The organism is Streptomyces sp. NPDC001450 (assembly GCF_053597295.1).
This window is the reverse complement of the sequence record NZ_JBSFHY010000052.1, coordinates 19,986-43,190: the sequence shown is the minus strand read 5'-3', so window position 1 is coordinate 43,190 and position 23,205 is coordinate 19,986. Positions and strand designations below refer to the sequence as shown.

At 71.3% G+C, this 23,205-nt stretch carries 14 protein-coding genes and 6 pseudogenes; 15 read left to right on the top strand and 5 right to left on the bottom strand.

What is annotated here, in order from left to right; translation table 11 throughout:
* Nucleotides 1-19: 19 nt before the first annotated feature.
* Nucleotides 20-1,384: a GH1 family beta-glucosidase gene (locus tag ACWC5O_RS39635; RefSeq protein WP_450583192.1), complete on the top strand. Its 1,365-nt coding sequence runs from the start codon at nucleotides 20-22 to the stop codon at nucleotides 1,382-1,384.
* A 76-nt stretch (nucleotides 1,385-1,460) separates the two neighbouring features.
* A pseudogene (locus ACWC5O_RS39630) lies at nucleotides 1,461-1,948 on the top strand (discoidin domain-containing protein); the annotation flags it as partial.
* A 2-nt stretch (nucleotides 1,949-1,950) separates the two neighbouring features.
* On the opposite strand, the pseudogene ACWC5O_RS39625 reads toward ACWC5O_RS39630, so the two are convergent.
* The 3 genes and pseudogenes from ACWC5O_RS39625 to ACWC5O_RS39615 all read right to left on the bottom strand — a co-directional run bounded on the left by ACWC5O_RS39625 (nucleotide 1,951) and on the right by ACWC5O_RS39615 (nucleotide 3,834).
* A pseudogene (locus ACWC5O_RS39625) lies at nucleotides 1,951-2,414 on the bottom strand (transposase).
* 116 nt (nucleotides 2,415-2,530) lie between these two features.
* Nucleotides 2,531-2,667 (bottom strand): annotated as a pseudogene (locus ACWC5O_RS39620) (TcmI family type II polyketide cyclase); the annotation flags it as partial.
* A gap of 135 nt (nucleotides 2,668-2,802) precedes the next feature.
* Nucleotides 2,803-3,834 (bottom strand): hypothetical protein, encoded by a 1,032-nt coding sequence (locus ACWC5O_RS39615; protein ID WP_450592520.1) that lies wholly within the window; start codon nucleotides 3,832-3,834, stop codon nucleotides 2,803-2,805.
* Nucleotides 3,835-4,122: 288 nt separating this feature from the next.
* On the opposite strand from ACWC5O_RS39615, the pseudogene ACWC5O_RS39610 reads away from it, so the two are divergent.
* The 7 genes and pseudogenes from ACWC5O_RS39610 to ACWC5O_RS39580 all read left to right on the top strand — a co-directional run.
* Nucleotides 4,123-4,745: pseudogene (locus tag ACWC5O_RS39610) on the top strand (IS5 family transposase); the annotation flags it as partial.
* Nucleotides 4,746-4,770: 25 nt separating this feature from the next.
* A pseudogene (locus ACWC5O_RS39605) lies at nucleotides 4,771-4,947 on the top strand (RHS repeat-associated core domain-containing protein); the annotation flags it as partial.
* Entirely contained in the window at nucleotides 4,931-5,542 is a 612-nt protein-coding gene (locus ACWC5O_RS39600) for a hypothetical protein (protein ID WP_450781190.1), read from the top strand. The pseudogene ACWC5O_RS39605 and the gene ACWC5O_RS39600, both read left to right, overlap by 17 nt.
* A 77-nt stretch (nucleotides 5,543-5,619) precedes the next feature.
* Entirely contained in the window at nucleotides 5,620-8,049 is a 2,430-nt protein-coding gene (locus tag ACWC5O_RS39595) for a hypothetical protein (RefSeq protein WP_450781188.1), read from the top strand.
* A 92-nt stretch (nucleotides 8,050-8,141) separates the two neighbouring features.
* Nucleotides 8,142-14,339, top strand: coding sequence for a hypothetical protein (locus ACWC5O_RS39590; protein WP_450591891.1), 6,198 nt, complete (start codon nucleotides 8,142-8,144; stop codon nucleotides 14,337-14,339).
* A gap of 190 nt (nucleotides 14,340-14,529) precedes the next feature.
* Nucleotides 14,530-15,144 carry a hypothetical protein gene (locus tag ACWC5O_RS39585; RefSeq protein ID WP_450591892.1) on the top strand — a complete coding sequence of 205 codons (615 nt, stop codon included), beginning with the start codon at nucleotides 14,530-14,532 and terminating at the stop codon, nucleotides 15,142-15,144.
* A 40-nt stretch (nucleotides 15,145-15,184) separates the two neighbouring features.
* Nucleotides 15,185-15,901, top strand: a complete 717-nt coding sequence (locus ACWC5O_RS39580) for a YcnI family protein (protein ID WP_450591894.1) — start codon at nucleotides 15,185-15,187, stop codon at nucleotides 15,899-15,901.
* A 55-nt stretch (nucleotides 15,902-15,956) separates the two neighbouring features.
* On the opposite strand, the gene ACWC5O_RS39575 is transcribed toward ACWC5O_RS39580, so the two are convergent.
* The gene (locus ACWC5O_RS39575; RefSeq protein WP_450591896.1) at nucleotides 15,957-16,721 is read right to left on the bottom strand and encodes a CDP-alcohol phosphatidyltransferase family protein; all 765 of its coding nucleotides are present in this window, start codon (nucleotides 16,719-16,721) and stop codon (nucleotides 15,957-15,959) included.
* Between the two features lie 108 nt (nucleotides 16,722-16,829).
* Here ACWC5O_RS39575 and ACWC5O_RS39570 point away from each other — a divergent pair, with 108 nt between their 5' ends.
* The 5 genes and pseudogenes from ACWC5O_RS39570 to ACWC5O_RS39550 all read left to right on the top strand — a co-directional run.
* Nucleotides 16,830-17,819, top strand: a complete 990-nt coding sequence (locus ACWC5O_RS39570; protein ID WP_450591897.1) for a zinc-dependent alcohol dehydrogenase — start codon at nucleotides 16,830-16,832, stop codon at nucleotides 17,817-17,819.
* A 112-nt stretch (nucleotides 17,820-17,931) separates the two neighbouring features.
* Complete coding sequence (locus tag ACWC5O_RS39565; protein WP_403965710.1) at nucleotides 17,932-18,330, top strand: 6-pyruvoyl trahydropterin synthase family protein; 399 nt, start codon at nucleotides 17,932-17,934, stop codon at nucleotides 18,328-18,330.
* Nucleotides 18,327-19,508 carry a glycosyltransferase family 4 protein gene (locus tag ACWC5O_RS39560; protein WP_450591899.1) on the top strand — a complete coding sequence of 394 codons (1,182 nt, stop codon included), beginning with the start codon at nucleotides 18,327-18,329 and terminating at the stop codon, nucleotides 19,506-19,508. The genes ACWC5O_RS39565 and ACWC5O_RS39560 overlap by 4 nt, the downstream gene beginning before the upstream one ends.
* Nucleotides 19,505-20,515, top strand: coding sequence for a class I SAM-dependent methyltransferase (locus tag ACWC5O_RS39555; protein WP_450591901.1), 1,011 nt, complete (start codon nucleotides 19,505-19,507; stop codon nucleotides 20,513-20,515). Before ACWC5O_RS39560 ends, ACWC5O_RS39555 begins: the two co-directional genes overlap by 4 nt.
* Nucleotides 20,512-21,618, top strand: a pseudogene (locus ACWC5O_RS39550) (lysylphosphatidylglycerol synthase transmembrane domain-containing protein); the annotation flags it as partial. The gene ACWC5O_RS39555 and the pseudogene ACWC5O_RS39550, both read left to right, overlap by 4 nt.
* A 101-nt stretch (nucleotides 21,619-21,719) precedes the next feature.
* On the opposite strand, the gene ACWC5O_RS39545 reads toward ACWC5O_RS39550, so the two are convergent.
* Nucleotides 21,720-22,496 (bottom strand): creatininase family protein, encoded by a 777-nt coding sequence (locus ACWC5O_RS39545; protein WP_450591902.1) that lies wholly within the window; start codon nucleotides 22,494-22,496, stop codon nucleotides 21,720-21,722.
* A gap of 38 nt (nucleotides 22,497-22,534) precedes the next feature.
* Between ACWC5O_RS39545 and ribA the strand changes: the two genes are divergently transcribed.
* On the top strand, nucleotides 22,535-23,194 hold the full coding sequence (gene ribA / locus ACWC5O_RS39540; protein WP_450591904.1) for a GTP cyclohydrolase II: 660 nt from the start codon (nucleotides 22,535-22,537) through the stop codon (nucleotides 23,192-23,194).
* Nucleotides 23,195-23,205 lie beyond the last annotated feature (11 nt).

Below are 23,205 nucleotides of genomic sequence, written 5' to 3'. Positions count from 1 at the left end.
GTATCCCGAAGGGACTTCCGTGTCCGAACGCATCGACCTCGCCGCACTCCCGCACGACTTCCTGTGGGGCACGGCCACAGCGGCGTACCAGATCGAGGGGGCCGTCGCCGAGGACGGCCGTTCACCGTCGATCTGGGACACCTTCTCGCACACCCCGGGGAAGATCGCGAACGACGACAACGGCGACGTCGCGTGCGACCACTACCACCGCTGGCGCGAGGACCTCGGCCTGATGCGGCGACTCGGCGTCAACGCCTACCGGTTGTCGGTGGCATGGCCGCGTGTGCTGCCTGGCGGGGACGGCCCGGCGAACCCCAAGGGCCTGGCCTTCTACGACGAGTTGGTGGACGCCCTGCTGGAGGCGGGCATCACCCCGTCCGTCACCCTGTACCACTGGGACCTGCCGCAGGTGCTCCAGGACCGCGGCGGCTGGCCGGAGCGGGCCACCGCCTTCGCCTTCGCCGAGTACGCCTCGACCGTCGCCGAACGCCTCGGTGACCGCGTGAAGTTGTGGGCGACCCTCAACGAGCCCTCCTGTTCGGCCTGGATCGGCCACCTGGAGGGCAAGATGGCCCCCGGCTGGACCGACCTCACCGCGGCCGTACGCGCCTCCTACCACCTGCTCCTCGGCCATGGCCTCGCCACGCAGGCGATCCGCGCCGCAGCCCCCGACACGCAGGTCGGCATCGTCAACAACCTCTCCACCGTGCACGCCGTCACCGACCGCCCCGAGGACCTGGCGGCCGCCCGCCGCCACGACGGCCATGTGAACCGCTGGTGGCTCGACCCGGTGCACGGCCGCGGCTTCCCGGCCGACATGGTCGAGACGTACGGCGTCGGACTCCCCGAGCAGCCGGGCGACCTGGAGACCATCGCGGCCCCGCTGGACTGGCTCGGCCTGAACTACTACTTCCCGGCGTACGTCGCCGACGACCCCCACGGCCCGGCCCCCCGCGTCCGTTCCGTACGCCGCCCGGACGTCCCGCGCACCGGCATGGACTGGGAGATCGACGCGAGCGGCATCGAGACCCTGCTGCTGCGCCTCACCGAGGAGTACGGCGCACGGAAGATCTACGTCACCGAGAACGGCTCGGCCTTCCCGGACGTGGTCCACCCCTACGGCACCGTCGACGACCCGGAGCGCCAGGACTACCTGGAGCGGCACCTCGCCGCCTGCGCCTCGGCGGCCCGCAAGGGCGCCCCGCTCGCCGGCTACTTCGCCTGGTCGCTGCTGGACAACTTCGAGTGGGCGTACGGCTACGCCAAGCGCTTCGGTCTCGTGCACGTGGACTACCGCACCCAGGTACGCACGATCAAGGGCAGCGGACACCGGTACGCGGACATCGTCCGCGCCCACCGCGGGCAGGCACGGCGGGCCGCCTGAGCCGGGGTCCCGACGGCCCGGACGTCCGGTGGACACGGGTGCGGGAGCCCGTGTCCACCGGCCCGCCCCTGGCCGCCCCGCCCACGCCGCCGCGGCCGCCGTCTCCTCGTACACCGACCGCGCGGCCGCCGCCTACGCCGTGAACCCGGCCGCCGTCACCGCCTGCGTCAACGAGAACTCCGGCCTCACCCCCGACCACGCCGTCGACGGCAACGGCGCCACCCGCTGGTCCAGCAACTTCGCCGACGACGCCTGGATCCGCGTCGTCGACCGGGTCGTCCTGGACTGGGAGGCCGCCTACGGCAAGCGCTACGTCCTGGAGGTCTCGAAGAACGGCACGGACTGGACCCCCTTTACGCCGAGACGGCGGGCACCGGCGACTCCGTCACTGTGAAGGGCGACCTGACCCGCTGGCCGAGCGACTGGAACGCGGATCGCTGGGTGTCGGTGGACCTGGGGGCGCAGTCGACGATCGACACGGTGGACCTGCACTGGGGCGCCACGGGCTGGAACCGGGACGCAACGGCGTACACCCCGCTGCGCTTTCCTGGCCAGTACGACGACACTTAGACGTCATCTCGTTTGGGGAGCCTGCGGTAGCAGATGAGGGTGCAGGCGATGCTGGTGAAGGCGAGGAAGTGGTCGGCCTTGCGTTCGTAGCGGCGATGAAGGCGGCGGCAGCCGGCGAGCCAGGACATGGTCCGTTCGATGGTCCAACGGTGTCGGCCGAGTCGTTGTGAGGTCTCAATGCCTTTGCGGGCGATGCGGTGCCGGATGCCTCGCTGCGAGCCCACACCCTGGCCTTCGTCCACTCGGTGAACCTGCGGTGAGCCGTCGCCCCGGACGGCCCGAACGACGCTGCGGGGAGTTGCTGCCACGTGCAGCCCGCCGTCGCTACGAACACGATCGCCGCCAGCACCTCACGATCACCGTGGCGACGTCGGCCGCCGCCCTGAGGCCGCGACGGCGCCTCCGGCACCACCCGCTGGAACAGCTCCCACCACTCGTCCGGCACCAGCCGCTCAACCATCCCCGCGCCGGGAGGCTACCGACCTCAAGGAGAAGACCGCAGTCAGCGGCCCATTCGGCGCTGCTCGTCGAACCGAAGCAGCACCCGTACCAGACGCCACACTCCGGTGAGGACCCGGCCTCCAGGAACTGCTGTTGGGCGCCGTCGTTGACGTCCACCAGCAGGACGACCCGCAGTCTGGAGCCGTCGAACACGGACTGGGAGACCGCTGCGACACCTGCCGCGTCGGCGGTCGTTCTGAGGCGGTGGTCATCCTGCGCACGTCTCCTACGCGGGACGGCGGAACACGGGGAACCGCGTCCGATCCTGTGCCGCTCCCGGCATCACCACGACTCGTGCGGACCACGCGGGTGAGTGCCGGGGACCGCGGGGCGGCCCGCACCAGGACCTACCAGTCCTCCTCCTCGCCGCCGCGCATGTGACGCCACTGCTGGACGACCTCCCGCGCGCCGCGTGCCAGCTCGGCGTAGTGCGCCGGGCATTCCCACAGCTCGCGGGCCGAGAGCTTGGCGGGCACGGGAGTGTCCGGGTGGTCCTCGGGAGCGTACAGATGCACCACCGCCTCATGCCGGGATTGCACGTGCGTGGTCGCCGACCAGGGGTGCCGGGGGTGCTCGCAGGAGGCGTCCGGGCCGATGGTGTCCAGGGCCGCGACCAGGTCGCGGGCGTAGGAGGGAGGCAGGCCGTCGTAGGTCTGGGCGATGCCCATCCACAGGGACAGGAACAGGCCGATCCGTTCCTCGTCGCGCACCTTCCCGGCCAGCCAGCGGCGGGCGGACCACAGCGCGACGGGGCCGGTGTTGTCCTCCCAGGAACGCCGGATCGCCTCCTGCAGGGCGACGATGTCGATCCCGCCGTCGTCCCGGAGGAACCGCGCGTCGAGGTGGGAGACGTCCACACTGCCGAAGAGCTCCTCGTGGGCCTCGCGCATGCGGGCGGCGGCCCGGTCGGCGAGGCCGGCGAGGAACGCCTCGCAGTCGAACGCCGCCAGCTCCTCGCCCTCCAGCCCGTACTCCTCGGCGAACACGGCACGGCCGGCCTCGGACAGCATGCTCACCCCGGCCTCGACGCCGTACTCGTCGTCCACGTCCGTAGGGTGGGCTCCGGCCGGGCAGGTGCAGGACGCCGGGTCGAGCGTGGCCCGCAACCCTTCCAGGGCTTGCGTGTACGACGCGAAGAGGGACTTGCTGAAGACGCGTGCGGCGACGTACCAGCACGTGGTGTGGAGCAGGATCGTGTACCCGGTCCGTTCCCGGCGCCCCTGCGGGGTGCCGATGCCGTCGAGCGCGTCCGCCGCGTCGTCGGCGAGCAGGCCGAGGGTCGCAGGCGGGCTCCCGTGGGGGTAGTCGCTGACGATCCCGCAGAGGTCGGAGATCAGTTCTTTGTGGTCGTCGGGCAGGGTGGGGGTCACTTCAGTCACGTCGGTAATCGACGACGCAGTGGGCCGGCCGGTTCCCGCGGCGAAGGTCAGGGCCTCACCGGTGGACGCGTCATGCCCGGGGAAGTGAGCCGAGCAGGCCCCTGGGTACTAACCAGCACGGCCCCATCGCCGCGGAGGTGCAGCGTGTCCCGACCCGCAGACCGTGTCCAGGATCCCTGGGGGCGCGGACCCCCTATGCGCCCGGCAGCCCGCGGCCGCAGCGCACCGACCGCCCTGGGCGACGGGGTCACCGAGGACCAGGTGGAACGCTGGGTCCCCGCAGCGTCGTTCGGGCCGTCCGGGGCGACGGCTCACCGCAGGTTCACCGAGTTGACGAAGGCCAGGGTGTGGGCCAAGCTGCACCGCCTGGTCCTCGACGAACTCGGCTCCCGCGGCGACCTGGACTGGTCGAGGCGCGCCATCGAGTCGGTGAACATGCGGGCCCTGAAAAGGGGGACCTGACAGGCCCGAATCCTGTCGACCGGGGCAAGTACGGCTCGAAGATCCACCTGATCACCGAGCGGACGGGTCTGACCCTGTCCGTCGGAATTTCAGGGGCCAACGTCCACGACAGCCAGGCCCTGGTCCCGCTCGTGAAAGGCATACCGCCGATCCGGTCTCGCCGGGGCCCTCGCCGGCGCAGGCCCGGCAAGCTTCACGCCGACAAGGGCTACGACTACCGCCACTTGCGGCAATGGCTGTCGCAGCGAGGCATCCGGCACCGCATCGCCCGCAAAGGCATTGAGACCTCACAACGACTCGGCCGACACCGTTGGACCATCGAACGGACCATGTCCTGGCTCGCCGGCTGCCGCCGCCTTCATCGCCGCTACGAACGCAAGGCCGACCACTTCCTCGCCTTCACCAGCATCGCCTGCACCCTCATCTGCTACCGCAGGCTCCCCAAATGAGATGACGTCTTAGACCGGCTTCTACTACAACTACCAGCGCCACTACGACCCCGACACCGCGAGCTATGCCCGCCCCGACCCGCTCGGCCTGGGACCCGCGCCCAACCCGGTCGTCTACGTCGCCAACCCGCACGTCCGGATGGACCCCGAGGGTCTGATCGCCAAGGGATGCACGGAGAACTCGGTTGGTACAGCGGCCTGAAGCCGCGAACATCCTGGACGACGATCAGGACCGCATCAACCCCGTCGACCAGGAGATCAACCACATCCCGGCGAAGGCGTCCTACGCCCACCTGGACATGCCCGGGTTCCGGACGAACAAGAACGGCGGCGGCGCCGGCATGGGCCCCGCGAACTGTCGAGCACGGGCTCCAGCAAGGAAAGCGACGAATGGCGCGCGAAACAGCGGAAGCACGCGCCGCACGTGCCTCGCGCCGCGCGATCTCGGCGCGGGCGGCTTCCACGGTGCGCAGCCACGGTGGGGTGCGGCGAGGAGGCCGGCGACACAGGGCGCCGTCGGTGACGCCAGTGACGGCGACGCGGCGGAACTCCAGGCCCTTGACGGAGTGCATGGTGCCGACGCGGACGGCGCCCGTGTCCTCCGGAACATCCGCCAACCGGTGCCAGGAGTGGAAGAGGGTCTGCTGAGCGAGCCGTCCGAAGCGGATGCGGCCGGGGACCCAAGCCACGCGCTCGGACTCCGGCGGTGCGAAAAGTGGGATTCGAGCGTCGACCCGTGCCGCAAGCAAAAGGTTGCGTTGTGTGGAAGCTCACCGGGGGCGCCCACCAGTGAGTGAATCGGCGACTTTCGCGAATATGACCAAAGCATGGTCGGAGAGATCGAGGCGGGCATAACCTGCGTAAGGCATCGCAGGTGGGCGGTAGCGACCTGCGGTGCGCTGGAGGTGCCATGGGTGGGGAATTACAGGTATCAACGGCTGTCGGGGCATCCGGCGGGCCAGCGGGAGCCGAAGGAACAGGCTCGGGGGACCTGATCGCAGACGTGGGGGATCCTTACGGGGAACATCCGCTGCTCACCTCTGCGATGGCGGAGGATTACGACGCCGTGTCGGCAAGCGAACGACAGCGGTTGCGGCGGTACCTGGAAGCTGTTGTGGCGGTTCGCCAGGCGCCGGTGCACGCCGCCGTCGCGTTCAACGCCGTCTACTTCGGCTATGACCTCGGCGGCGAAGGGTATGGCCGCAGCCCGCTGCGGCTGGACGACTTCCCCGCGGTCACCATCGGCGAGCGTGCACCGGCCCTCCCGGTTGGGGCGATGGTGCACATCGCCACGGGATCCGATCCGCTCTACGCCGAGATCGTCTACAAAGAGGGTGCCCATCCCGACATCGACGAACTGGGCGACGTGCCGGCTTGGGTGTCCGGAGCACCCGCGGGCGCCGAGGGGCCCGGCAGGACGGGTCGGGACCATGTCCCGGCCCGTCGTGAACTCCTGGTCCCCGATCCGCACGCTTTCGGCCCCGGCCTGAGCTTGTCACCCGCCCAGCTGCGCCGGTTGCGGACCCATCAGCGCTGGATCAACGAGGACGGGCACATTCTCGTCGACGCCTGCTACCCGTCCCGGGAAGCGGCCCGGCGCACCGATCTTGAGGCCTATGCCGAGTACTTGCTGACCACGGCACGGGCGCAGCTGCTCAGTCCCTTTGTCCCCGTGTCGTTGACAGCGCTGGTGGACGGCGAGGGCGACGACGAGCTTTGCGCGGGCCTGCTCCGACTCCTCGACACGGTGCGGCGGGTGCTCGCCTCCAGCGAGCGGCTGCGCATGTGGGGGCCGTACGCCATCGCGCGGGAGTCTCTCGCCTCCTGCTGGCGCGGCACCGGTCCGCTCGGCGGCGACGATCTCAGGACCCTCGCGGCGGCGGTGGAACGCGCGGCGTTACCGGGGCGGCGTCGCTACGGACTGTCCGCACCGGTCACTGTCTATACGGCCGTCGGACCTCGGCTGCGTGTATTCCCCGGAGCCGGAGAACTGCTCAAGGGCGTGGACTACGCGGCGGCGGTGTGCCGGGCGAACGTCACTCTCGCGGACGTGGTCCAGCGGGACAGCGAGCAGGGCCTGTTCGCGAACGGTACCCGGGTCACACTCGACGATGCCTTCGAAGGGGGAGGCGTCTGGCGTTCCCGCTTCCCGGGTGATGCGGAGGGGCCGACCGATCCGATGATCCCGGCCGGCCGCGGATGGGCGTCCACGACATCATCGGCATCCTCGCCGGAGCCGGAGCCGGAGCCGGAGCCGGAGCCGGAGCCGGAGCCGGAGCCGGAGCCGGAGCCGGAGCCGGAGCCGGAGCCGGAGTTGGCGCCCGTTGACCCGCCGCTTTTGGACGATGAGAACCTCGGGCCGGCTCAGCTGATGCGCAGTGGTGGCGCTGAAGTCGTCTGGCGGCTGCCCTTGCGCCTGGCTCATCTCATCGATTCCTACCTCCCCCTGCATCCACTCGTCACCGACGAACTGCGAGACACGTACGGCTGCCGGCCCACTCTGCGGCTCGAATTCGCCCACCCCGGCGGCATCTTGGAGGACAACGAAGCCGTTCAGCACGCTGTCGCGGAGCTGCGCGACGGTCCCGGCCGTCTGACGGGAATCGCCTGGCCCGCCGACTTCTTCCCGGGCCTGGTGCTCGAGCTCCACTGGACCAGGGGCAGGCACGTGCTCCGCATCAAGACGATGCCACTCGACCACCGGGTGCGGGTCGGCGACCGCACAACAGGCCACTGTTACGACCCGCGCGTACTCACTAGAGAAGATGTGCCAGGGAGCGACCGCAGCGGCGACTCCGCCGTGGGCCTTTCGCCCCGGCAACTGGTGATGCGCGTGGTGCGCCGCTGCGGGCTGCTGACACCGGACGGCCACGCCCTGCTCGACCGGGCCAACCTGCCCATTGCCGTCTACGGACAGCGACCGCCTCGGACTCAGGCCGCAACACTCGACTGCGCGGCAGCCGAACTCCTTGCCGAGGGATTGCTCGCGCCGGCCACCGGCAGCCGTGATGCCACTGGTCAGCCGCAGTTCCCGGCACGGCCGGGGGAGCGGCGCATCCCGCTCATCGGATACCGGCCCGCCCGAGTGCGCGTCACCCGGCCCTGGGGATCCATGGGCCTGCCAGGCGAGCCGATGCGCCTGCAGTACGTGCCCGGCCATCTGCGTCGCCTGCTTCCCGGCCGCTCACCGAGCGAGGCCCAGCGAGCCGCCTTCCGCGAGCACTGCCGCAGGCTGGGCAAGGCGGACGGCTGGGAACTGCCCGACGGCTACACGTTCGTGACCGAGCACACCCGCGGTCGCTGAATCGCAGTCTTTCACGCCGTCGGCCGGCCGCCTCCCGCGCGGGACGACCGGCAGCCGGCGAACCAACCAACCACAGAACGGAGCGCCCATCTATGCAGGACCGCTACCGCGTTGTCGCGGGGCCGCCGATGTCCCCGCCCGCCGTGTCGGTCGAGAGCCTGGAGGCTTTGGCTGCGGCACTCAACGCACTGGGGCAGCCGACGATGACCGCCCTGGATCAGCTGACGGCCGGCCTGGTCGAGCTGGCTTTCAATTCACTGCGCCCCAAGGACCGTCAGCAACTCCTCGGCGGACTGGCCATCCGCATGGCGGCCCCGCGGCGGGCGGGCAACGCGTTGTGCCGGGACGTGCTCGGCCGGCTGCGCCGGGAGGCCCGCCAGTACGACTGCACCTGCGGCGTCCGGGCTCTCACCCAGACGGTGATGAACGATGTCGGAGCAGCCGCACTCCCCGTGGCCGAGGTCTCCGATCCCGTGACCAAGTGGGGCAGCACGCTGGTGCTGGCCGCGATGTTCTCCTGGTGTCAGGCATCGGTCGCCGACGCACACGTCCTCGCCTGGGCCGCGGACCAGGACTGGTTGGGAGCGGTGACCGAACTGGGGATGGACGAGCAGCGCCTCGCAGCCGTCCGCTCCGCCGCGCGAGCGGTCGTCGAGGCACATCCGAGCTTCACCATCGGCGACCACGAGCAGCAGGAACCGACGGACGCGCCGGCCACGGCGCCGTCGGCTGAGGACATTCCCGTCCCGACGGTGTCGGCTGAGCAGACGGCCGCACAAGAGGACGTCACCGAGCCGGAGAGCGCATGCCGACGGCTGGCCACTGCCGTCGCCGAGGCCGCGCGCGCAACTCAGCGGGCGACCGCGGCGATCGAGGACGGCCGCCCACCCGCCGAGGCCGACCTCATACCCCTCACCGGGCTCCGAGACGCCTTCGATGACGTTCGCTCCGTTCTCGCCGCGGCGGGGGTCACCTCGGTGCCTCTCCGCCTTGAGGACATGACCCAGGCCGCCGATGCCCTCAGGGCGGCACGTGACCGTGACCGCGCCGCCCGGGAGGGGCTCCGGGAGCTTCTTTCCATAGGCTGCGCCCCGGACAGCCCTGCCGTCGCAGCCGCCGAAGCCGTGCGCGACTGCGCTCGGCGTCTTCTCGACATGGCGGAGTGGGGAGACACAGAGACCCACGAGAGCAACGCGCTCGCCGCACTGGCCGAACTCGTCCGCATGGGGCGCCAGGCCGACGCGGCCGCGGAAATCCTCGTCCTTCAGGAACGGGTCGTCCGAGTGCTGCCCGCGTGTGCCACCGCCGTAGTGATGGCGAACGAGCTCACCCTGCCCGACCGGGCCGAGGTACGAACCGACTCCGCCTCGAGCCGGGCGGAAGAGCCGTACGAGCCGCGGCGCGGCACCGGCAGGAATGGCGCTGGGGCCGTCGGCCCGCATGCCGATCAGGCCACCGCGGACACCGCCACCGTCGCCCAGAGCAGCACGGACGGGGAGCGAGACGGCGGCGCCGCGCCCGAGGGCACCTCCACCGACGCGCACTCCGCGGTGGACCTCGGCACGCGCCGGCACACCACCGAGAACACAGCAAAGCGCCCGGCACAGGCTCCAAAGCCGCGGGCGCCCCGCAGCGTCTTGACTGCGGCGGTCGCCGATGCGGCGCCCTCCGCCACACTTGTCCCCGCCGCCACGGATGCGGAGATCCCACAGCCCGCACCACCGGCCGAGGACACGGCGCCCGCCTCCGCGGTCCCAGGTGCGGAAGAGCAACAGAGCGGCCACGCCACGGATGCCAGTGGTACCCGCGTCACAATCGGCCGACAGCGGGCGGGCGGGACACCGGAAGACACGATGCCTCCGGGGAACGCAGCGCAAGCGGCCGAGCAGGCACTGGCACGCCTGGTCGTCGAGCGGCGTTTTGGACTCGCCCACCACGTGGCACGAGCCGTCGGCTGTCCTGAGCCGCAGGTGACGTCCTTCCGCGTGGCCGGCGCCGCAGCTCTCCTCACCTCCGGTACGGGCCCCTGTGCCCGGATGGTCGCGGACCTGCTCAGCCAGCAGGCCACTATGACCGGCCGCGACTTCGAGGGCAGTGAACTCATCCTGCTTCCCGCTCTGTTGCGCACTGCTCTGGTCACCGGTGATCACGTGGCCGGAGCGCAGCTCAAGGCCATGGTGCCCAGGCTGCCGGACGCGCTCGGGGAGGTCGCGGCCGCCGTGGCGGACCGCGCGCTCAGCGGTGCCTTGATGATCGCCTCACCGCTGGTGGTGATCGCCGACATGTCGGAGACAGAGGCTCGGCTGAGGGAATTGCGCGAGCAGAGCGTCACCCTCACCGCTCCGCAGCGCCTCCGATTCGCCCGGGCGACGGAGATCGCCAAGCGGTGGCTGGCGCACGACGGGCTGCTCGGATCGATGCTCCAGGCCGTGATCGCCGATGACCGTGAGGCGTTGCCCGACAACCGGGAAAAGGCCGAGCGCCTGTCGAAGCTGTCCGAGGTCAACAGCGAGATCGACCGCATGGACCGCAAGCTTCGCTCGTCCAGCGGCAAGCCGTTGCAGGGGTCGGGACGGCAGGACTTGGTTCATGTCGTCGAGCGGGCCGTGGCGCTGGTCAGGGAATGGTGTCTGACGGTCGGCAGGGTGCGCGGGAGCGAGCGCTCCGACACCCACCGGGCCACCAAGGAGATCTCGGACCTTCGCCAGTTGGCGCTGGGCCACCGGGCCACCGTCATGCGGGAACTCGAAAGGCTCGCCAGGCGGTCCGGCACGGCGGCTGCAGCGGCTGTGTGGGCGGCACGCAGTTCCATGGAGGAACTGTTCGATCTTCTGTCCGGCGACGCCCGCCCGACAGACCCGGGCCAAGGTGCATCCGACCCGGAACTCGTTCTGGATGTCGAGTTGCTGAAAATCTGCGACACATTCGCCGAGCGGCCACCGCTCGACCGGCTTCTGACGGCAGTCGACCGCGGATGGGAGGAAGCCCTGAACGAACGGCTCGATCACGATGCCTTCGGTGCGGCGCGCGTCATCATGGAGCTGGCGGAACAGGGAGCACTGCCGGGGCACGAAGGTGCGATGGTCGGCGCGCGGACGCGTGCGGATGTCGACGAGCGGGAGGCCGCGAGGCGTACGACTCTGGCCGCTGAGCACGCCGACCTCGTGGCCGAGGTGCACCGGGCGCAGGCCGACGGAGCGGTGACGGACGATCAAGACCTGCGGCTGCAGGAGCTGCTGGCGGACGCCCGGCATCGCCTCGACGCTCCGGACCGGCACGACCCGAGTGAGGTCCGTCGGGCCCTGGAGAGGGTGCGGGCCGATCTGCCTGCCTACCGCCAGGAAGCGACCGCCCGTATCCGGGCGCGGCTCGACGCCCTGGATGTCACGAACGAGGAGCGGGCGCAGGTGCTGCGGCACTTGGACACCGGAGGGCTGGCGACCGCGGCGGACCTCGTCTATTTCCTGGAGATCGGCGAACCCGTACCGGAGATCGAGGCCGGCGAGTCCCACCTGATCGAGTTCTTTCCCGTGGTGTCCGAGGGACTGTCCAAGGGAATCGACCAAGAGCTGGTCGACCTGGTTCGCTCGGGCGGAAAGCACCCGGCCGTCGACGTTCTCGACTACGGGAACCTGTCGAGCGACGAGGCGTCGCTGGCGGCGGACGCCCTGAACGAATGGCGTGAGCTGGGCGCCACTGAGCAGAAGGACCGCGGGAGTATTTCCCGGTTCAAGCTGCTCCCGGCCCTGAAGCTCCTGGGCTACGACGCCAAGACCGGCCGGTGGCTGGACGAGCTGTCGCAGCAGCGCCGTGAGTACCGCTTCTTCGAGGCCACGGGGGTGGAGGTCAACGGGCGAGCCAAAGTGCCGGCGTTCGGCTCCCAGATCAAGGAGCAGGGCGGAACCCTCCGAGTGCTCATGGTCTGGGGCCGCCCGCCTGCCAAGGTGGTCATGAGTCTCGCAGGACGGGACCCCAGCGGGTCCAGCCTTCTGGTCTTCTACTTCGGCACCTTGGGCCCGACGGTCCGCGCGGAACTCGCCGCCGGAACCGATCGCCTGCAGCCGATGCTGGTGGTCGACGACGCGGCCCTGGCCTATCTCGCGGCCCGCGGCAACCGGCAGGTCAGTACTGCCACGCAGACCCTCCTGCCGTTCTCAGGCGTCAACCCGTACATCAGGGAAAAGCGCGGCCGGATCGGCAGGGAGATGTTCTACGGACGCGATGCCGAACGCCAGAGCATCCTCGACCCTCGCGGTACCCAGGTCATCTTCGGCGGCCGGGGGCTCGGCAAGTCCGCGCTGCTCAGCGATGCCGGGGAACGCTTCATGGAGCAGCGGCCCGGTTTCCATGAGTCCGTCTACATTAACCTGGACCAGGAGAACATCGGAAAGGGAAGCTCGCTCGGGCCGGAGGCACTGTGGAGCGTCCTGGACCGGGAGCTGACCGATGCCCAGGTGCTGGGCCGCCAGCATGGCGGCCGCAAGTCGCCGAGGAGGGACCGCTCAGAACGGGTGCGTGCCGGCATCCGGTCGTGGCTCGACGGTGACTCCCGGCGCCGCCTGTTGATCCTGCTCGACGAGTGCGACCAGTTCTTCGAGGCGGACGCACCGCGATTCGACCAGACCAAGAAGCTGAAGGGACTCGGGTCCGACACCAAGGACCGGGCCAAGGTCGTCTTCGCGGGCCTGCACTCCGTGCAACGCTTCTCGAAACTCGCGAGCAACGGGCCGTTCGGACACCTCGCGCAGACGCCGAAGGTGATCGGGCCCCTGGCTCCGCAGTTCGCCGCCGACCTCCTGGTGGAGCCGATGCGGGCGCTCGGCTTCGAGTTCGAGGACGTGGATCTCGTTAACCGGGTGCTCGGATTCTGCTCGTATCAGCCGTTCCTCCTGCAGATGTTCGGACACCGCTTGGTCGAGGTGATGCATCGCAAGCGAACGCGGCGCGGAGTGGACGGGCCGCCCTTCACCGTGTCGGCGGCCGACATCGAAACGGTGGAGTCGGACGCCGCGCTCAGGACGGGCATCTCGGCCGCCTTCAAGGACACGCTGAGTCTGGACCACCGGTACGACGTGATCGCCAACGTCTTGGCGTACCACGCTCGGCACCGGGGCCTGGAAGTGCGGCTGAGCGACGCCGAGTTGCGCGAGGAGTGCGAAACCTGGTGGCGGAAGGGGTTCGAACGGCTCGACACCGAGGGTTTCAGGGCCTACCTCTCCGAGATGGTGGGACTCGGGATCCTGGCCCCCAACCACGACGGCCAGGGGTGGCACCTGCGTGGGCCGAACGCTCTGCGTATGATCGGCACCTCCCACGAGGTGGAGGCCCGTCTGCTGCGGGCCGAACAGGACTGCAAGCTTGAGGAGAGCATCGTCCTGGAAGGAAGGCCCGAACTGCCCGACGGGCGCTCTGCCCCGTTGACGATCACACAGCTCGACGACCTGCTCGGTGAGCGGACCAATCAGACGAGGGTCGTTCTCGGCACACCGGCCACGGGCGTGAAGGACGTGGGGGACACGCTTCGCATCGTCACCGAGCGCATCGACGGCTGGACCCTGCCGCCGATCGGTCGGCCCAGTGTCTTCAAACAGGAGCTCATGGGCGGGCAACCTCGTGAACGACGGGTGATCATCAGCGATTTCGCACGCTACCCGGCGAAGCCGGAGACCTGCCGTGATGCGGTAGAACTCGCGAACCATCTGGTGCCCACCATTCCGGGTGTCACCCGGGCTGTCGTGCTGGTGACCGACATCCGCCAGCTGGACCTGTGGCGCGCTCTCCTCACCTGCGATCAGCAGGTCCCTGCGGCTCCCGTTGTGCTGCGACGCCACGACCGCCACAGCCTGCGGGGATGGGCACAGCGCCTGGGCGAGGCGTTCAACACGGAGGAACGCCTTGAGCGACTCCACGACCTGACCCGTGGCTGGCCGTGGCTCGTCGACCGGGCGCACCGGCTCCATGTCGAGCTACGCGATGCCGACAAGGTCCTGGGCAGGCTGGCTGGCCTGCTTACGGACAGGTCGGAGGCCCGGGCCTTCGTCGAGGCGACGAGTGTGCGGACGAATCCGGCGCTCGCCGCGGGGTATCAGGCCGTCGACAAGCAGGTCATGGGTGACCCGGCCGATGCGGAGGACGTCGTGACGGCCATCGCCTACGAGACCGGCGGTGATGAGGAGGAAGCCCGATGGGTTCTTGCCTGCCTCGACGCCCTGCAGGTGTTCGACCGGGAGGAGGACGGTCGGCTGCGCCTGGAACCGTTACTCCGGCAGTGCCTGGCACTGGGCGCCTGACCACAGGGTCGAGCAAGGTCGTTCGGCCCAGTGAAGATCGTGTCCGCCGCTCCGGGCTCGGGGATCGGCGGACACGTCCGCCACGGTGCCGGTAGGCGTTCAGCGGCTCACCGTCTCGGCCGCGAGCGAACGGTGAATGAACAAGGCATCGGTCACCCTCGTATCAACCAACCGTGGGAAGATCCCTCACGTGAGCGCATCCCCGGCAGTAAGGAGCCTGCGTGCCGCGGTGTTCGCCGCGGTGTGCGTGCTGCTCGCTGCCGCCGGGCACGGACTGGCCATGGGGGACATGCCGCCCCTGTGGGCCGATGCCGCCGCCTTCCTGGGTGTCTTAGCGCTCGGCTGGGCGCTCGGGGGACGGGAGCGGTCGCTGCCCGGGATCGGTACTGCCATGCTCCTCACCCAGGCGGGCCTGCACATCGCCTTCGACGCGGCCCACCGGAGCGGCGGCGACGGCCGCGCGCACGCCATGCGCATGGCGTCGATGCCGGGTCACTCCATGGTGGCGATGCACGCCCACTCGACGGCCCACGTCACCACCGCCCACGCCACCCTCGCCCACCTCCTCGCCGCCCTGCTCGCCTCCTGGTGGCTGCGGCGCGGCGAGGCCGCGCTGTGGGCGTTGCTGCGGCGTGCGGTCGCGTTCGTGCCGGGGCTCGTCGCCTGGTGGCGGGACGCCCCGCTGCCCGCCCCCGTCGGGCGCGTCCTGAGTCTTCCCGCCGGCCCCGAGCCGTCCCGTCGGCCGACGCTGCGGCACGCCGTCAGCCGTCGCGGACCCCCGGCCCCGATCCCGTACCCGAGCTGACCGACCAACACCCCTCAGTCGTACGGAGATCCACTCACCCATGTCCACGACACGCACACGCACCACCCTGCGCCGCGCCGCGGCCGTCACCGCCCTCACCGCCGCCGGAGTCCTCGCCGCCGCCGGTGTCGCCTCCGCGCACGTCACCGTCCACCCGGAGAGCTACGCCAAGGGAGCCACAGACGGCCTGCTCACCTTCCGTGTGCCCAACGAGGAGGACAGCGCCTCCACCACCAAGGTGCAGGTCTTCCTGCCCACCGACCACCCCGTGCTCGGCGTGCTGGTCCACCCGCAGGACGGCTGGACCGCCAAGGTGACCACCACTAAGCTCAAGACGCCGGTCAAGACCGACGACGGCACCATCACCGAGGCGGTCTCCGCGATCACCTGGACCGGCGGGAAGATCGGCGCCGGGCAGTACGAGGACTTCGATGTCGCCTTCGGCCAGCTGCCGGACGACACCGGCCAGTTGACGTTCAAGACGCTGCAGACCTACTCCGACGGCAAGGTCGCCCGCTGGATCGAGGAGCCGGCCGGCGGGGACGAGCCGGAGAACCCGGCGCCGGTGCTCAAGCTCACGGCCGGCGGGGAGACGACGCCGGCGGCTTCGAAGAACGGCTCGGCCGGCACGGCCAAGGCCGCGGACTCGAGCGACTCGGCCGCCCGTGGTCTCGGCGTCGCCGGGCTGGTGGTCGGCGCGCTCGGTCTCGCCGCCGCCGCGTTCGCGATCGTACGGGGCCGGTCCGCACGGTCCTGACCCCACGCAGAAGGGCCCGGACCGGCGAGCGGTCCGGGCCCTTCTGCGTGCGCCCTCAGCGCGCCGCCAGCTCCAGCACCCTGTGCTCCGCCGGCACCTCCACCGCAGCCGTACGAGAGTTCCGCCACAGCCACAGCACATCACGGCCGAACGACCACACCAGCGAGCCCAGGGCCAGCAGCACGACCGCCAGGTTGGCCGCCTGCGGCAGCAGCTCGGCGCCCGCCACCAGCAGGCAGATGCCCTGGAGCGCGGCGACCGTCTTGCGCGCGAAGGACGGCGGCAGCGGGGCGTTCAGCCAGGGGGCGACACGGGCCGCGGCGACGAACCCGTAGCGCATGCCGCCGATCAGCAGCACCCACGGGCCGAACTGCATGGAAACGTACACGCTCAGCACCAGGATCAGGAACGCGTCCACCTCCATGTCGAAGCGGGCGCCGAGCGCGCTGGAGGTGCCGGTGCGGCGGGCCACCTTGCCGTCCACGCCGTCCAGGATGAGCGCAACCGCGGTCAGGCCCACCAGCAGCGTGACCGGCGGTGCGCTCTCGAAGGAGTCCGCGACCAGCGCGGTCACCCCGCCGACCAGGGTGGCCCGGCCGAGGGTTACCCGGTTGGCGGGGCCGAAGGAGCTGAGCCGGGAGCGGTGCAGGGCGCGGGAGAGAACCGCCCAGGTGGCGAACGCGAAGGCGAGCCCGGTCAGCCAGCCGGCCGGCCCCATGCCGATCGCCGTGCCGAGCAGGGCCAGCAGCAGGATCTGCACGCCCGCCCCCACGGCGGTCTCCTGCTGAAGCCTCGCGTCAAACGTGTTGTTCAGGGCCACCGCGCATTCCTCCGGCCGAGTGACAGAGTCGATCAACGCCGCGTACTGTGCGCGGCCTGTGCACTTCTCGGTACGTGAACAACTTCCCTATCGTTCAGGAGGATGCCGATGAACCACTCGGCCCGCGCGTTCTGGCTCCGCTCGCCGGGGCACGGTGAGATCCGCGACGTCACCCTCGCGGGGCCGGCCGAGGGCGAGGTTCTGGTCCGCACGCTGTACTCCGGAGTCAGCCGCGGCACGGAGACCCTGGTCTTCCGCGGCGGGGTGCCCGAGTCCCAACACGCCGTGATGCGGGCGCCGTTCCAGGAGGGCGACTTCCCCGGGCCGGTGAAGTACGGCTACCTGAACGTGGGCGTCGTCGAGGAGGGGCCGCGGGAGCTCGTCGGCCGTACGGTGTTCTGCCTGTATCCGCACCAGAGCCGTTACGTCGTTCCGGTGAGCGCCGTGACCGTCGTACCCGAGCGGGTGCCCGCCGAGCGGGCCGTGCTCGCGGGGACCGTGGAGACCGCGGTGAACGCCGTCTGGGACGCGGCGCCCCTGATCGGCGACCGGATCGCGGTGGTCGGCGGCGGCATGGTCGGCTGCTCGGTGGCCGCGCTGCTCGCCCGCTTCCCCGGCGTACGGCTGCAGCTGGTCGACGCCGACCCGGCCCGCGCGAAGACCGCCGAGGCCCTCGGCGTGGACTTCGCCGCCCCCGAGGACGCCCTCGGCGACCGCGACCTCGTCGTCCACGCCAGCGCCACCGAACAGGGCCTCACCCGCTCCCTGGAACTCCTCGCCGCCGAGGGCACGGTCGTCGAGCTGAGCTGGTACGGCGACCGGCGCGTCGCTCTGCCGCTCGGCGAGGCCTTCCACTCGCGCCGGCTCACCGTGCGCAGCAGCCAGGTCGGCACCGTCTCCCCGGCCGCACGCGCCGGCCGTGGCTACGCCGAACGGATGGCGCTCGCCCTCGACCTGCTCGCCGACCCGGCCCTGGACGCCCTCATCACCGGCGAAAGCGCCTTCGAGGAGCTGCCGGAGCTGATGCCGAAGCTCGCCGCCGGCGAGATCCCCGCCCTGTGTCACCGCATCAACTACACCGGCAACGGCCTGACCTGAGAAAAGAGTGAGAGGAGGCTGAACACGGGGAAGCGAAGAGCCGTACTACTCGGCATCCCCTCGCAGGCAACCGCGAGGGGCACCAGACGCGCCGCACCTGGAGGGTCGTCCGTTGTTCAGCATCACCGTCCGCGATCACATCATGATCGCCCACAGCTTCCGCGGCGAGGTGTTCGGGCCCGCGCAGCGACTGCACGGCGCCACGTTCCTCGTGGACGCCACCTTCCGCCGTGAACAGCTGGACGAGGACAACATCGTCGTGGACATCGGCCTGGCCACGCAGGAACTGGGCGCCGTCGTCGCCGAGCTGAACTACCGCAACCTCGACGACGAGCCCGAGTTCGCCGGGATCAACACCTCCACGGAGTTCCTGGCCAAGGTCATCGCCGACCGGCTCGCCGAACGCATTCACAAGGGCGCGCTGGGCGAGGGAGCCAAGGGCCTCAAGAACATCACCGTCACGCTGCACGAGTCGCACATCGCCTGGGCGAGTTACGAGCGTGGCCTGTGACCGAGACGACCGTGGCGAAGGCGCGGCTCGCCTACGTGCCCCAGCAGCCCGCCCCTTCCGAGAACGTCGGGATCATCCCCATGTCCCTGCGCACCGTGCACTTCGTCATGCCGGGCGGTGTCGACGACCCGGCCGCGCCCAGCGGCGGCAACGCCTACGACCGCCGGGTCTGCCTGGACCTGCCGGGCTTCGGCTGGCAGGCCGTGCGGCACTCCGTGCCCGGCAGCTGGCCGCGCCCCGGCCGGTCCGACCGTGACGTCCTCGCCCGCGTCCTGCGGGACCTGCCGGACGACACCGTCGTCCTCCTCGACGGCCTGGTCGCCTGCGGTGTCCCCGAGATCGTCGTCCCCGAGGCCGAACGCCTGCGGCTCGCCGTGCTGGTGCACCTGCCCCTCGGCGACGAGACCGGCCTCGACGCGGCCGTCGCCGCCGACCTCGACGCCCGCGAGCGGGCGGTGCTGCGGGCGATGCCCGCGGTCGTCGCCACCAGCGACTGGGCGGTCCGCCGCCTCGTCTCCCACCACGGCCTCGCCCCCGAGCGGGTGCACGTCGCCGCCCCCGGCGCCGACATCGCGCCCCTCGCGCCCGGCACCGACGGCGTCTCCCAGCTGGTGTGCGTCGCCGCCGTCACCCCGCGCAAGGGCCAGCACCGGCTGGTGGAGGCCCTTGCCACGGTGACCGACCTGCCGTGGAACTGCGTCTGCGTCGGCGGGCTGACCCAGGACCCGGAGTACGTCGCCCATCTGCGCGAGCTGATCCGGCGGCACGGCCTCCAGGACCGGCTGCGGCTCGCCGGACCGCAGGCCGGCGCCGAACTCGACGCCGCCTACGCCGCGGCCGACCTGATGGTCCTCACCTCGTACGCCGAGACGTACGGCATGGCGATCACCGAGGCCCTCGCCCGCGGCATCCCGGTGCTGGCGACCGACGTCGGCGGTGTCCCCGAGGCCGTCGGCCGCGCCCCCGACGGCGGCGTCCCCGGCATCCTCGTCCCGCCGGAGGACCCGCCCGCACTCGCCGCCGAACTGCGCGGCTGGTTCGGCGAACCCGACGTACGCCGCCGTCTGAAGGCCGCCGCCCGCAGCCGCCGCGCGGCCCTGGACGGCTGGGCGACCACCGCGCGCAGCCTGGCCGGCGTCCTCGGCCGGCTGCCCGAGGCACCGAGGAGGGCGGCATGAGCGACACCAGGACCGTGACCGACGGGATCCCGGCCCAGCCCGGGCCGGGCGACGAGCGGGTGCTGGGCACGGCTCCCCGGCCCGACGACCCGTCCGGCGTGATCGCCGGCGCCGGACCCGTCGCCCGCCCCGGCGAGCGGGCCACCGTACGGCTGCGGGAGGGCGGGGAAGAGGAGGCGCCCCGCTACGCGCCCGAGTGGCTGCAGCTGCGGGAACCGGCCGACGCCGCCGCCCGGGCGCAGGACCTGCTGGACCCGCTGCGGATCCGGCTGGCCAACCTGCCGGGCCGCCCGAGCGGTCTCGTCGTGCACGACCTGGGCTGCGGCACCGGCTCGATGGGCCGCTGGCTCGCACCCCGCCTGGACGGCGCCCAGCACTGGGTCCTGCACGACCGCGACCCGTACCTGCTGCACTTCGCCGCCGTGGCGTCCCCGCGCTCCGCCGCCGACGGCAGCCGGGTCTCGGTCGAGACGCGACGCGGAGACGTTGCCCGGCTCACCCCGGACGCGCTGACCGGGGCCTCCCTGGTGACGGCCTCGGCCCTGCTGGACGTCCTCACCCGCGAGGAGATCGAGGCCCTCGCCGCCGCCTGCACCGGAGCGGGCTGCCCGGCCCTGCTCACGCTGTCCGTCGCCGGACGCGTCGAACTCACCCCGTCCGACCCGCTGGACGCCGAGATCGCCGAGGCGTTCAACGCACACCAGTGCCGTACCGGCCTGCTCGGTCCGGACGCGGTCACCGTGGCCTGCGAGGCGTTCTCCGAGCGCGGGGCGACGGTACGGGTGCATCCGAGCCCGTGGCGGCTCGGCCCCGAGGAGTCCGCGCTGACCGCGCAGTGGCTGCGGGGCTGGGTGGGCGCGGCCGTCGAGCAGCGGCCCGAACTGCGCGAGCCCGCCGAGCGCTATCTGCGTGAACGCCTGGCCGCCTGCGAGGCCGGCGAGTTGCAGGTAGTGCTCCACCACAGCGACCTGCTGGCGCTGCCGCGGCCGGCGGGAGGGGCGTCATGAGCGGGCAGGCGGGCACGGTGTCGGCCCCGGAGACCGTGACGGCACTGCTGGAGCCGCCCGTTGGCGGGGCGAGGCACGCAGGAGCCTCCGGGCCGGCGGCACGAACCGCGCCCGAGGCTGTGGGACGTATCACCGCTCAGCCTGCGGGGCACGCCGCCGCCGAGCCCGCAGAGTGCGCTGCCTCCGAGGCTGCGGGGCACGTCGCCGCCGAGCCCGCAGAGCGCATCGCCTCCGAGTCCGAGCGGCACGTCGCCGCCGAGCCCGAGGAGCGCGCCACCCGCCGCTTCAACTCCCGCGCCCTGCGTACCCACTTCGGCACCGTCGCCGGCGTCGCCATCCTCGGCGCCCTCCTGTGGCGGATGGGTACCGGTGTGCTGCTCGACGGGCTGCGGCGGATCGACACGGTGACGCTGCTGGTCGCGTTGGGTATCGGCGTGGTCACCACCGTGTTCAGCGCGTGGCGCTGGCAGTTGGTGGCCCGGGGGCTGCGCATCCGGCTGCCGCTGGGCCCCGCGGTGGCCGACTACTACCGCGCGCTGTTCCTGAACGCGGCCCTGCCCGGCGGGGTCCTCGGCGATGTGCACCGGGCGGTCCGGCACGGGCAGAGCGCCGGTGACCTGCGGCGCGGGGTGAAGGCGGTCGTCCTGGAGCGGATAGCCGGGCAGGTCGCGCTGACCGTGTTCGGCGCGGTGGTGCTGCTGACCCTGCCGTCTCCCGTCCGGGACGACGTCCGCACCTTCGCCGCACCGACGGCCCTCGCCGCGGCGGGCGCGCTCGCCGTGCTCCTCGCCGTACGGATGAACCGCGCGGCCGCCCGCCGCGGCGGCGCCCTGCGCAGGGGCCTCGGCGAGGTGCGGCAGGGGCTGCTGTCCCGTCAGGCCGGGCCCGGTGTAGCCCTGTCCTCGGCGGTCATCCTGGCCGGGCACGTCGCGATGTTCGTCGTGGCGGCCCGGGTCGCCGACTCCGCCGCCTCCGTGTCGGTGCTGCTCCCGCTCGCGGTCCTCGCCCTGGTCGCCATGGGCCTGCCGCTGAACGTCGGCGGTTTCGGCCCCCGCGAGGGCGTCACCGCCTGGGCGTTCGGCGCCGCCGGGCTCGGCGCGAGCAGCGGAGTGGCCGTCGCCGTCGTGTACGGCGTGCTCAGCTTCGTGGCCAGCCTGCCCGGCGCCGTCGTCCTCGTCGCCCGCTGGTACGCCGGGCTGCGCGGCTACCCCCGTACCTCCTCGGAGCCGTCGGCGGACGTGAGCAGCGCGAAAATCGCCCCGAACGATTCCGTGAGGCTCGCCAGCAGTTCCTTCCCCTTTTCGGCCGAACCCAGGGAAGGACGGCCGATGACGCCCGACTCGGTATAGGCGGACATTCCCACGGTGAGCAGATGACGACGGTCGTCCGCGGTGAAATCGGCGGACTCGTATCCAGGACGGACGAATTCGGGATGAGCGTGCAGCAGAATGGAGGTCTCGATTTCCCCCGCGTGCATGTCGGTGAGCAGCGAGGTGCGCACCCCCGCCGCCTCCCGCGCCGCCTCCCAGTCCTCGGCGGCCGGGAACAGCGCCGCCTTCTCGCCGCGCGCGGAGGCTTCCTGTACGACGTTGCCCAGCACATAGTTGCCGCCGTGCCCGTTGACCACGACGAGCGCGTCGACACCGGAGCGGCGCAGCGACGCCGCGATGTCCCGGACCACCGCATGGAGAGTCACGGAGGAGATGCTGACGGTCCCCGGCCAGGCCGCGTGCTCGTGCGAGCAGGAGACCGTCACCGGAGGGAGGAGGTGCACCGGGTACGCGGCGGCGATCTCCCGTGCCACGGCACAGGCGACCAGCGTGTCGGTCGCCAGCGGAAGGAAGGGCCCATGCTGTTCGAAGCTGCCGACGGGAAGGACAGCGACCTGAGTTGAAACGCCCGCCCCCCGCATCCGTACGTCTTCCGTGGTGTCTGCCGGCACCACCCCGTATGCCGCCGAACGCGCGCCCGAACCACTCATCTTTTCCCGGCCTTTCGTCTCTGCTTAGGAATCAGATCATGACAGAAAACATCGGCATCCTCGGCAAGAAGTCCCCGCGGCGTTCGGGCGCGGAACGCGTTGTGAATGCCCCGCTGCCCACCGTGTACGGGAAATTCCAGGCGATCGGCTACCTGGACCACGACCGTGGTGACGAGCAAGTCGCCCTGGTGTACGGGGAGATCGGCGCCGACAACGTTCTCGTCCGGCTGCACTCGGAGTGCCTGACCGGCGACGCGTTCGGCTCCCAGCACTGCGAGTGCGGCGACCAGCTGGCCGCGGCGATGCGTGCGGTGGTCGCCGAAGGCAGCGGTGTCGTCGTGTACTTGAGGGGCCACGAGGGCCGCGGCATCGGTCTGCTGGCGAAGCTGCGCGCGATGGCCCTGCAGGCGGAGGGCCTGGACACGGTCGAGGCGAACCTGGCGCTCGGGCTGCCGGTCGACGCCCGCGACTACGGCGTCGCCGCGCAGATCCTGCACGACCTCGGGGTGCGCTCGGTCCGGCTGATGTCCAACAACCCGCGCAAGCGGGAGGCGCTGGTGCGGCACGGCATCCAGGTCGCCGAGCAGGTGCCGCTGCTGATCGAGCCGTGCGAGAGCAACATCACGTATCTGCGGACGAAGCGGGAGCGGCTGGACCACCACCTGCCCCATCTGGACGCGGTCGCCCACGGCTCCTGATTCGGCGGGCG